The organism is Streptomyces sp. NPDC025638 (assembly GCF_055558775.1).
In genome coordinates this window covers 567,315-578,255 of record NZ_JBVHLX010000001.1, presented here as the reverse complement: position 1 = coordinate 578,255, position 10,941 = coordinate 567,315, and the positions used below count along the sequence as shown (strand labels likewise).

The window sequence follows — 10,941 nt, the reverse complement described above, 5'->3', positions numbered from 1 at the left end:
CGGACACTGTCCGCTCACAGCAGCACGGAAGCCGAAGGAGCCTGGAACCGAGCGGCAGCTCGCGCGCGCATCCCTGCACCAGACCGGTGCCCGGCCGCCACGGCTGCCCAGCGCTTGGCGAGAGCCCGAGGCGGAAAGCCCCCGGAGACTCGGCCGATCCGACGCCCGGAAGCCGCCCAGGATCCGGAACCGGGAAATGGCGCCCAGGCGGACACCCCCGCTCGGACCGGCCCCCGCCCACCACAGCCGCCCCCGCGCTCGACCAGAGCCCGAGGCCGGGGCCGTGACGGCCGCGTCAGCCGGTGCTCACGTCGGGCGGCGGAAGCCGATTGTCGGGACCGCTCTGCGGCGGGGCCAGCAGGTGAGGTGTTCCTCCGGGACCAGGTGTTCCAGGAATGCGTAGCGGCGCAGTGCGGCCGGGTTCTGGCCCTCCACCGATTGCACCCGGCGCCACCATGCGCCGATCTCCGACCATCCGGGGGCCGAGAGCGAGCCGCCGAATTCCTGGACGGACAGCGCGGCCGTCAGGCCGGCGAAGGCGAGGCGGTCGGCCAGGGGCCAGCCGGCCAGGGTCCCGGTGACGAAGCCCGCGACGAACACGTCCCCGGCGCCGGTCGGGTCGAGGGCCTCGACGGCGATCGCGGGCACCTCGGCGGCCTCCCCGGTCCGCCGGTCCACGGCGTAGGCGCCCTCCGCGCCGAGGGTGACCACCGCCAGCGGTACGAACTCGGTGAGGGCGTGGGCCGCCGCGCGCGGGCAGTCGGCGCCCGTGTAGCGCTTGGCCTCCTCGGCGTTCGGCAGGAACGCCTCGCAGTGCGCCAGGTCGGCGAGGCCGGCCAGATCCCAGGCGCCCGTGTCGTCCCAGCCGACGTCCGCGAAGATCCGCGTACCGTCGCTCGCGGCCTGCGTGACCCAGGGGGCGCTCTTGCCCGGCGTCAGGGACGCGACCGCGGCACGCGCGCGTGGCGGGCAGTCCGGGGCGGGCTCCTCGGGGGGCGGCTCGTGACCGTGGGAGACCATCGTGCGCTCCCCCTCGTACGCCATCGAGACCGTGACCGGGGAGTGCCAGCCGGGGACCGTGCGCGACGGGGACAGGTCGATGCCCTCGCCCTGGGCGAGCGCGTCCCAGCAGTAGTCGCCGTAGTGGTCGTCGCCGAAGGCCGCCGCGAGGGACGTTTTCAGGCCGAGGCGGGCCAGGGCCGTCGCCATGTTCGCCACGCCTCCGGGGCTCGAACCCATGCCCCGCGCCCAGGACTCGGTCCCGCGCACGGGAGCCGAGTCGAGACCGGTGAAGATGATGTCCAGGAAGACGGTGCCCGTGAGGTAGACGTCCCAGGGCGGGTCGTCCGGCGTGCGCAGGACGGCCAGCGGATCGACGTGGGCCGGGCTGTGCTGCGGGTCTCCGAGGTGCTCCGGTTCCTCCCCGGCAAACGCGTTGGACGCGGTCACGGTGCGCTCCCTGACTGGTGCGGATCTGGCCAGTGTGCACCACGTCACGGACAGCCCGACCGCTCTCGCGCCGGAGCCCCTCGTACGGAGACCGGCCGCCCCTACCAGCGCGGCATCGTCGGCGTCACCCACCCCGGTTCGGCCACCCGCATCGCCGCCGCGTCGTCCCGGTCCCTGAGCACCCCGTCGTTCCGCGCCCACCTGCGGTGCAGGACCTCCAGCCGGTCACGGTCCAGTTCGACGCCGAGGCCGGGGGCGTCGGAGACGGTGATCCGGCCGCCGGAGAAGGCGAGCCGCTCGGTCAGCACGTCCTCCGACTGCCAGGGGTAGTGGGAGTCGCAGGCGTGGTGGAGCCGGGGCACGGTGGACGCGACGTGGGTCATCGCGGCCAGGCTGATCCCGAGGTGGGTGTTGGAGTGCATGGACACCCCGACGCCGAAGGTGTCACAGATCGCCCCGAGGTGCTGGGTGTTGCGCAGCCCGCCCCAGTAGTGGTGGTCGCAGAGCACCACCTGCACGGCGTCCCGCGCGAACGCCTCCCTGATCTCGGCGAAGGTCGTCACGCACATGTTGGTGGCGAGCGGGACGTCGGTCCCCGCGGACACCTCGGCCATCGCCGGGGTGCCGAGCGCCGGGTCCTCCAGGTACTCCAGGACGTCCCCGAGTTCCTTGGCGACGTTGAGCGAGGTCGCCACGGACCAGGCGCCGTTGGGGTCGAGGCGCAGAGGGTGCCCGGGAAACGCCTCGGCCAGCGCCCGTACGGCGGCGATCTCCTCGTCGGGCGGGAAGACACCGCCCTTGAGCTTGAAGGAGGTGAAGCCGTAGCGGTCCTTGAACTTCCGTGCCTGCTCGACGACTCCGGCCGGGTCGAGCGCGGCGCCCCAGTCGTCCGCCTCGGCCGGCACGCCCTGCGGGTGGGCCGCCCACTTGTAGAAGAGGTAGGCGCTGTACTCGACCGAGTCCCGCACCTTGCCGCCGAGCAGCGCGTGCACCGGCAGGCCGAGCGCCCTGCCCTGGGCGTCCAGGCAGGCGACCTCGAAGGCGGAGAGGACGGAGAGCCGGAGCTTGTCGGCGGTCTGGACGCCGCGCAGTCCGCCGACGTCGACGGCATCCTCGACCCGGGAGTCGTCGACGGCGACGTCGAGGGTGAACAGAGCGTTCACATCCGTGACCCGACGACCGATCAGACGGTCGGCGAGCGGGCGGGCCAGCTCCAGGTACTTGGTGTCGCCATAGGTCTCGCCGAGCCCGGTGGTCCCGTCGGCCGTCACCACCTCCACGATCAGCCGGGGGGTGTACGGCTGGTGCACGCCCTGGGTGTTCAGCAGCGGCGGGTCGGCGACCAGGATGGGCGTCAGCCGTACCTCGGTGATGGTCAGGTCGCGGATCACAGGGCGGCTCCTACGAGGTCGAGTCCGGTGGTGAGCAGGGTCTTGAGGCCGGCGAGGTCGTCGGGTGACGGCTCGGCGAGCGGGGCGCGGACGGGGCCCACCGGGCGCCCGCGCAGCCGGGCCGCCGCCTTCACCAGGGACACCGCGTATCCGGGCACGCGGTCGCGGAGTTCGACGAAGGGGACGTAGAAGTCGCGCAGCAGCTTGTCGACCGTGCCGTGGTCGCCGTCCCGCAGGGCGGCGAAGAAGGCGTTCGCGATCTCGGGGGCGAAGGCGTGGACGGCGGAGGAGTAGGCGGGGACGCCGACGGCGGCGTAGGAGCGGGCCTGGATCTCGGCGGTGGCGGCGCCGTTGAAGAACAGGAAGCCCTCGGGGGCGGCAAGGGTGAGCCGCTGGAGGCGGTCGAGATCGCTGTGGCCGTCCTTGAGCCCGATGACCCCGGGGATCTCCGCGATCCGCTTGAACGCCCGTACGCCGTACGCCACTTGGCCGCGCTGATAGGCGACGATCGGCAGCCGGGTGCGGGCGGCCAGCTGCTCCAGCTGGGCGGCCAGGCCGTCCTGCGGGGCGGCGACGAGGTAGTGCGGGAGGACGAGCAGCGCGTCGGCGCCGGCCTGCTCGGCGATCCGGGCGAATCGGGCGGCCTGCGCCCAGCCGTACCCGGTCCCGGCCACGACGGGCACCCGGCCCGCCGCCTCCTCGACGGCGATCTCGACGACCCGCCGGTACTCGTCCTCGTCGAGCGAGAAGAACTCACCGGTGCCGCAGACGGGGAAAAGGGCGCCGGGCGCCGTGGCGAGCTGCGCCGCGACATGGGCGCGGAAGCCTTCGGGGTCGAGGGAGCCGTCGTCGTGGAAGGCCGTGAGCGGGAAGGACAGCACGCCGTTCGCCATGCCGTCCCGCAGCCTCCGCGTCACGGTCTCCGTCTGCGTGTCACCGGCCACCCGCGCCATCTCCCCATGTAGACGTCATCCATATATGAGAACCGAGATTAGATACGCGAACAGCGGCCGTCAACGGCACCCTCCACCGCCCCCTCCGTCCACTGGTGCCCCGCACCGGCGATGGCGCGCGCCTTTACCCGCCTTCCCTCACCCCAAACAAAAGGTGACCTACATCACACCTAACGCCCTTTTTTCCCCAACCGCCTGATTGATACAACTTGCTCGCGCGTTCCTGTCCGTCGACGGTCGTCGCCCACTCCCCTTTCTGAACCGCTCCTTTCGCATGCCCCGGGAACGCCCGTGTCCGCCCCCCGCACCACTCCCTGGCCACTCGTCGCCCTCTTCACGGCCGGGTACCTCGCTCCGTATCTGCTGCCCACCACCGTCGGCAGACTCGACACGGGGCTTCCCCTCTCCCCCACCCAGGCCGGAGCCATCGGCAGTGCCCTGCTGCTGAGTTCGGCGGCGGCGGGCTTTCTGCTGGCATCCAGGGTCGACCGGATCGGGGCCCGCACGCTCGCCCGCGCCGGACTCCTGCTCGCCGTCCTCGGCTACGGCGGGGCCGCCCTCACCACCGTCGTACCGGCCGTGATCGTGGGCGCGCTCGTGGGCGGGTTCGGCTCGGGTACGGTCACCGCGGTCGCCGCCACCGGCATCGCCGCGATGGGGGCGCCCCCTGCTCGAGCGGAGTCGAGAGCTTGGGGGAGCGACCCGCACCGCGCCTCCGTCCTGGGCCTGCTCGGCGTCTCCGCGCTCGCGGGCGCCGTCTATCTGACGGTGCCGCACCTCGGCGCGGGCCATGGACAGCCCCTGGCCGCGATCGCGCTCACCGCGCTGGCCGCGTGGCCGTTCACCGGCCGGCTCTCCCTCCGTACGGCGCCCGCGCGCACCCTGCCCGGCAGGCTACCGCTTCCCCACCGGCGCTCCGGCCTGGTCCTGGTCGCCGCCATGCCGTGCTGGTCCCTCGTGCAGAACTCCCTGTGGGGCGTCAGCGGCCGTATCGGCCTCTCCCAGGCGCACCTCACGGAGGTCACCGTCGGCGCGGTCTTCGCGGTCGCGCTCGGCGCCGCGCTGATCGGGGTGGTGGGTGCGGGGGCGCTCGGCCCGCGGCTGGGGCCGGCGGCCCCCATCGGTGCCGGTACGGCGCTCATCGCGGTCTGCATCGCGCTCAGCGCGTCCGCGACCGACCTGATGACCTTCGCGGCGGGCGAGATCGCCTGGAACGTGCTCTACCCGGTCGTGCTGTCGTACATGATCGGCCTCGCCGCCTCCCTGGACCCGCGCGGTCGCTGGGCGGTCCTGGTCGGCTCGGCCGCGTCACTGGGCACGGCGGCGGGACCGCTGACCGGGAGCGTGCTGTCGGCGCGGGCGGGGTTCCCGGTCATGGGCGCGATCCTCGCCGCCGGTCTCCTCGTGATCGCCGTACCGCTGACGGCCGTGGCTCTCGGGCGCCGGCCCGTTCCAGCCCGTGGGGGTTCCCCCTGCTCGAAGAGCTTGGGGGACTTCGAGGACGCGGTCGTGCAGATCGAGATCCCGGGCTACGAGAACTCGTACGCCTCCACCGCGGCGATATAACGCGCCCGCCGCTCCTCGTCGTCCTCCAGGAAGGAAGCGAGGAAGGAGTTGCGGGCCAGCTCGCGCATCTGCTCCTTCGTCAGCCCGAGGGCGTCGCGCACCGCGTGGTAGTTGTCGGCGACGTAGCCGCCGAAGTAGGCGGGGTCGTCGGAGTTGACCGTGCACAGCAGCCCGGCCTCGATCATCGCGCGCAGCGGGTGCTTCGCCAGGACGTCGACGGCCCGCAGCCGGACGTTGGAGAGCGGGCAGAGGGTGAGCGGGATCCGCTCCCGCACCAGCCGCTCCACCAGCGCCGGGTCCTCCAGGCAGCGCAGACCGTGGTCGACGCGCTCGACACCGAGCACGTCCAGGGCCTCGGTGATGTACGCGGGCGGCCCTTCCTCGCCCGCGTGCGCCACGCGCCGCAGTCCCAGCTCGGCGGCGGCCTCGTACACCTCGCGGAACTTGACCGGAGGGTGGCCGACCTCGGCCGAGTCGAGGCCGACCCCGGTGATCCGGTCGAGATAGGGGCGGGCCGCCTCCAGCGTCTCCAGCGCCGAGTCGGCCGACTCGTCCCGCAGGAAGCACATGATCAGCCGGGTGGACACGCCATGGTTCTCCTCGCTGTTCCCGAGCGCCCGCCACAGCCCCTCGACGACCGTGCCCATCGGGACGCCCCGGGCGATGTGCGCCTGCGGGTCGAAGAAGATCTCCGCGTGCCGCACGCCCTGCGCGGCGGCGCGGGCGAGGTACTCGTTCGCGAGGTCCTCGAAGTCCCGCTCGGTGCGCAGGACGGCCATGAGCTCGTAGTACAGGTTCAGGAAGGACTGGAGGTCCTCGAACCGGTACGCCTTGCGGAGCTCGTCCGTGTCCGCGTACGGCAGCCGGACGCCGTTGCGCCCGGCGAGCCGGAACGCCAGCTCGGGCTCCAGGGTGCCTTCGATGTGGAGGTGCAGTTCTGCTTTCGGGAGGGGCATCGAAGCATCGTAAGCGGGATCTATCGGCGCTTCGGGACCGGCACTCGCAGAAGATCGTGCGCCACCGTCAGCTCGCCCTCGAACCCGGCCGCCCGCGCCTGCCGCTCGAACTCCTCCGGTTCGGAGTAGCGCTGGCTGAAGTGGGTGAGCACGAGGTGCCGCACACCCGCGTCCCGGGCCACGCCCGCCGCCTGGCCGGCCGTCAGATGGCCGTGCTCGACGGCGAGTTCCAGGTCCTCGTCGAGGAAGGTGGACTCGATGACGAGCATGTCGCAGCCCTCGGCGAGCGCATGCACCCCGTCGCACAGCCTCGTGTCCATGACGAACGCGAACCGCTGCCCGCGCCGCACCTCGCTGACGTCGTCGAGGCGCACACTCCCGAGGACGCCCTCGCGCTGGATCCGGCCGACGTCCGGCCCCTTGATCCCGTGCTCCGCGAGCCGCTCGGGCAGCATGCGGCGGCCGTCGGGCTCGACGAGCCGGTAGCCGTAGGACTCGACGGGATGGGACAGCTTGCGAGCCTGAAGCGTGTACGACGGGGTCACCGCGAGCTGCCCGTCGGCGTCCACCGGCGCCTCGGTGAGCTCGACCGTCTCCCGGTAGGCGGTCGCGTACCGCAGCCGGGCGAAGAAGCGCTGCCCGGAGCGCGGGTAGTGCGCGGTGACCGGGTGCGGCACCTTGTCGAGGTTGATCCGCTGGATGACACCGGCCAGGCCCAGCGAGTGGTCCCCGTGGAAGTGGGTGACGCAGATCCGGTTCAGGTCGTGGGCGGCGACCCCGGCACGCAGCATCTGGCGCTGCGTGCCCTCGCCGGGGTCGAACAGGATGCCTTCGCCGTCCCAGCGCAGCAGATAGCCGTTGTGGTTGCGGTGCCGGGTCGGGACCTGGCTGGCGGTGCCGAGGACCACCAATTCACGTACGGACACGGTGACTTATCCGGGGGGCCAGTGCATGCCGCGGCCGCCCAGGACGTGCGCGTGGGCGTGCCAGACGGTCTGCCCCGCGCCGCTGCCGGTGTTGAAGACGATGCGGTAGCTCTCCAGCTTGTCCTCGTCGGCGACCACCTGGGCCTCGCGCAGTATGTCCGCGGCGATGGCCGGTTCGGCCGCGGCGAGCTCGGCCGCGTTCTTGTAGTGCACCCTGGGGATCACCAGGACGTGGGTGGGTGCCTGGGGGTTGATGTCCCGGAAGGCGACGGTCGTCTCCGTCTCGCGGACGATCGTCGCCGGGATGTGCCCTTCGACGATCTTGCAGAACAGGCAGTCGTCCTGCGGCTCCCCTGCCATGCGGTTCCCTCCGGGGTTCGGCGGTCGCGGTACCGGGGGGCATCGTATCGTCGTCGGCCGACGGGTTGTCCGTGGCCTCGCGCGCGGCCTCAGCCGGGCAGGCCCGGCGGAGTCCTGGCCGGCCGCTCCTCCAGTGCCGCCAGCGCCAGGCGGATCGCCTCGTCCAGCTGAGGGTCCCTGCCCGCCGCCCAGTCCTGCGGCCGCTGGACCACCTCCACGTCCGGGTCCACCCCGTGGTTCTCCACTCCCCAGCCGTAACCCTCCAGCCAGAACGCGTACTTGGGCTGGGTGATCAGCGTGCCGTCGACCAGGTGGTAGCGGCTGTCGATGCCGATCACGCCGCCCCAGGTGCGGGTGCCGACCACCGGGCCGATGCCGAGGGCGCGGATCGCCGCGTTGACGATGTCGCCGTCGGAACCGGAGAACTCGTTGGCGACGGCGACGACCGGTCCCCGGGGCGCGTCCTGGGGGTAGCTGTAGGGCCGCAGGCCGCGCGGCAGGACCCAGCCGACGATCCGCCGGGCCAGCTTCTCCACCACGAGCTGGGAGGTGTGGCCGCCACGGTTCTCCCGGACGTCGACGACGAGTCCCTCGCGGGCCACCTCGACGCGCAGGTCACGGTGGATCTGGGCCCAGCCGGGGGCCTGCATGTCGGGCACGTGCAGATAGCCGAGCCGGCCCCCGGAGCGCTCGTGGACGTAGGCGCGCCGGCCGGTGACCCAGTCGTGGTAGCGCAGCGGCTCCTCGTCGGCGATGGGGACGACGACCGCGTGCCGCAGTTCGCCGCCACCCGACGGCGAGATGGTGAGCTCGACCGGCTGTCCCGCCGTACCGACCAGCAGCGGCCCCGGCCCGGTCACCGGGTCGACGGGGTGGCCGGCGACGGCGACGATCGCGTCCCCGGCGCGCACGGCGACGCCGGGTGCGGCGAGCGGGGAGTGGGCCTCGGGGTCGGAGGTCTCCGAGGGCAGGATCCGGTCGATGCGCCAACTGCCGTCCGGGTGCCGGGAGATGTCGGCGCCGAGCAGGCCCTGCCGGGCCCCGTCGCCGTATCCGCCGCGCGGCTGGACGTACGCGTGCGAGGTGCCGAGTTCACCCTGCACCTCCCACAGCAGGTCGACGAGGTCGTCGTGGGTGGCGATACGGCCGAGCAGCGGACGGTAGCGGTCGAGGACGCCGTCCCAGTCCACCCCGCTCAGATCGGGCCGCCAGAAGTGGTCGCGCATGATGCGCCCGGCCTCGTCGTACATCTGGCGCCACTCCGCGGCCGGGTCGACGCTCTGCCGTACCCGGGCGAGGTCGACCGTGACGCTGGTGTCGCCGTCGTCGTCGTGGGCGGCACGCCGGTCGCTGGGTACGACCCGGAGCCGGCCGTCGCTCCACAGCAGGACGCGCTTGCCGTCGCCGCTCACCTCGAAGTGGTCGGCGTCGGCGGCGAGATGCTCGATGCGCCGCTGGGCGAGGTCGTAGCGCTCCAGCTCGGTCTTGGGCTCGGGGGCGTCGGGGGTGGCCCGGGAGGCGCCCAGGACTCCCTGCACCGGGTGGCGCAGCCACAGCACGCCGTCCTTGGCCGCGCGCAGATTGGAGTAGCGGGCGGCCTCGACCGGGAAGGGGACGACCCGTTCGGCGAGTCCTTCGAGGTCGACGCGGGTGGTCGGGGTGCCCTCGCTGTCGGGGGTCTCGTCCTTGTCGGGCGTCTCGAAGGGGCGGCCGTGCCGCTGCGGGCCGAACGGGGACGGCGTGGTCGCGGCGAGGGTGATCAGGTGGGGGCGGTCGCCGACGACGAAGGCCAGGTCGAAGACGTGCTCGTCGTAGACCGGGTCGAAGGAGCGGTTGGACAGGAAGGCGAGGTGCTTGCCGTCGAGGGTGAAGGCGGGCGCGTAGTCCTGGAAGCGCAGCGGGGTCGCCTCGGTGACCGACAGGTCGGTGGTGTGGGCGAGCTTGAGCTGGGACAGGGGGCGCGGGCCGGGGTGCGACCAGGCGAGCCAGGCCGAGTCGGGCGAGAAGGCCAGCCCGGACACCTCGCCGTCGGCGCTGCGGTCGACCTCGCGCACCTCGCCGGTCTCCCGTTCGACGAGCAGCAGCCGCCCGTCGTGCGCGGCGACGGCGGCCCGGCTGCCGTCGGGCGCCATGGCCAGCTCCAGGACCCGGCCGAGCTGTCCCGCGGCGAGCCGTCTGGGGATCGCGCCGGGCGCGAGTCCGGTCGCCGGGGCGAACTCCAGGGCGTCGTCGCCCTCGGCGTCGGTCACCCACACCACCCATTCCTCGCCGTCGGCGCGGAAGGCGCGCGGCAGCCGGGCCCGTACGCCCGGCGTGGCCGCCAGCGCGCGGGCGGGACCGGAGCGGTGGGTGATCCAGTGGATCGCGCCGCGCACGGAGACGGCGCTGCCGCGCGCGCCGTGGTCGGGGGACGCGGCCCCGAACCAGCGGGACGCGTCCACCGGGTACGGCTGCAGGTCGACGCGCGGCCCGCCCAGCCGTACGTCCAGTCGGCGTGGCTCGGCGCTCTCCAGGTCGTCGAGCAGCCACAGTTCACCGGCGCTGGAGTAGACGACCCGGCTGCCGTCGGTGGCGGCGTGCCGGGCGTAGAAGCCGTCGAGGGGGGTGTGCCGCCGCAGCCCGGAACCGTCGGCGAGGGAGGAGTACAGCGCACCGGTGCCCTCGTGGTCGGACAGGAACGCGATCCGGTCCCCCACCCACAGCGGGTACTCCAGGTTCCCGTCCAGCTCCTCGTGCAGCCGTGCGAACTCGCCCGTGCCCTCCGCGTCGATCCACAACTTGCCCGCCGTACCGCCCCGGTACCGCTTCCACCAGGCGGCCTCGCGGCCCATCGGGGCGGACAGCAGCACGGTGCGCGGCCCGAAGGCGACGTCGCCGACGGGGCCGTACGGCAGGGCGGTGGCCGGTCCGCCGTCGAGCGGGACGGCGTGCGCCCAGGAGCGGCGCAGGCTGGCCTGGCCGTGGGTGGTGAGCGCGAGGACCTGTCCGTCGGGGGTCCAGCCGCGCACCTGGGTCCGCCAACTGCCCCAGTGCGTGAGCCGCTTGGCGGGGCCGCCGGTGACCGGGGCGATGTGCGCCTCGGGGGCGCCGTCCCGGGTCGAGGTCCAGGCGACGATCGTACCGTCGGGCGAGATGCGCGGATGGGACACCGGCACGTTGTCGGCGCCGACGCGCCAGGCCCGGCCGCCGTCGAGGGGCGCGAGCCAGACGTCGTCCTCGGCGGTGAAGGCGACCAAGTCGCCGTGCAGGTGGGGGAATCGGAAATACGCGGCTGTTCCTGCCGATCCTGTCGATCGTGTCGAACCCGCCGAACCCGTCGATGTGGACTCAGTCACCCGAT

8 protein-coding genes are annotated in these 10,941 nt (G+C 73.1%); 1 reads left to right on the top strand and 7 read right to left on the bottom strand.

The window, feature by feature from the left end; translation table 11 throughout:
- Positions 1-306 precede the first annotated feature (306 nt).
- The 3 genes from ACZ4EG_RS02560 to ACZ4EG_RS02550 all read right to left on the bottom strand — a co-directional run bounded on the left by ACZ4EG_RS02560 (position 307) and on the right by ACZ4EG_RS02550 (position 3,793).
- The gene (locus ACZ4EG_RS02560) at positions 307-1,449 is read right to left on the bottom strand and encodes a carbohydrate kinase family protein (RefSeq protein WP_453551834.1); all 1,143 of its coding nucleotides are present in this window, start codon (positions 1,447-1,449) and stop codon (positions 307-309) included.
- A 101-nt stretch (positions 1,450-1,550) separates the two neighbouring features.
- Complete coding sequence (locus ACZ4EG_RS02555; RefSeq protein ID WP_467789256.1) at positions 1,551-2,840, bottom strand: glucarate dehydratase family protein; 1,290 nt, start codon at positions 2,838-2,840, stop codon at positions 1,551-1,553.
- A complete protein-coding gene (locus ACZ4EG_RS02550) occupies positions 2,837-3,793 on the bottom strand; it encodes a 5-dehydro-4-deoxyglucarate dehydratase (protein ID WP_467789255.1) in 957 nt (318 codons plus the stop codon). Before ACZ4EG_RS02550 ends, ACZ4EG_RS02555 begins: the two co-directional genes overlap by 4 nt.
- 291 nt (positions 3,794-4,084) lie before the next feature.
- On the opposite strand from ACZ4EG_RS02550, the gene ACZ4EG_RS02545 reads away from it, so the two are divergent.
- Positions 4,085-5,359: an MFS transporter gene (locus ACZ4EG_RS02545; protein ID WP_467789254.1), complete on the top strand. Its 1,275-nt coding sequence runs from the start codon at positions 4,085-4,087 to the stop codon at positions 5,357-5,359.
- Here ACZ4EG_RS02545 and ACZ4EG_RS02540 read toward each other — a convergent pair.
- The 4 genes from ACZ4EG_RS02540 to ACZ4EG_RS02525 all read right to left on the bottom strand — a co-directional run bounded on the left by ACZ4EG_RS02540 (position 5,323) and on the right by ACZ4EG_RS02525 (position 10,936).
- On the bottom strand, positions 5,323-6,315 hold the full coding sequence (locus tag ACZ4EG_RS02540) for an adenosine deaminase (RefSeq protein WP_453551823.1): 993 nt from the start codon (positions 6,313-6,315) through the stop codon (positions 5,323-5,325). The genes ACZ4EG_RS02545 and ACZ4EG_RS02540 overlap by 37 nt on opposite strands.
- Before the next feature lie 20 nt (positions 6,316-6,335).
- Complete coding sequence (locus ACZ4EG_RS02535; RefSeq protein ID WP_453551820.1) at positions 6,336-7,241, bottom strand: ribonuclease Z; 906 nt, start codon at positions 7,239-7,241, stop codon at positions 6,336-6,338.
- Positions 7,242-7,247: 6 nt separating this feature from the next.
- Positions 7,248-7,601: a histidine triad nucleotide-binding protein gene (locus ACZ4EG_RS02530; RefSeq protein ID WP_453551818.1), complete on the bottom strand. Its 354-nt coding sequence runs from the start codon at positions 7,599-7,601 to the stop codon at positions 7,248-7,250.
- A gap of 89 nt (positions 7,602-7,690) precedes the next feature.
- Positions 7,691-10,936 (bottom strand): S41 family peptidase, encoded by a 3,246-nt coding sequence (locus ACZ4EG_RS02525; RefSeq protein WP_467789253.1) that lies wholly within the window; start codon positions 10,934-10,936, stop codon positions 7,691-7,693.
- Between the last annotated feature and the right edge of the window lie 5 nt (positions 10,937-10,941).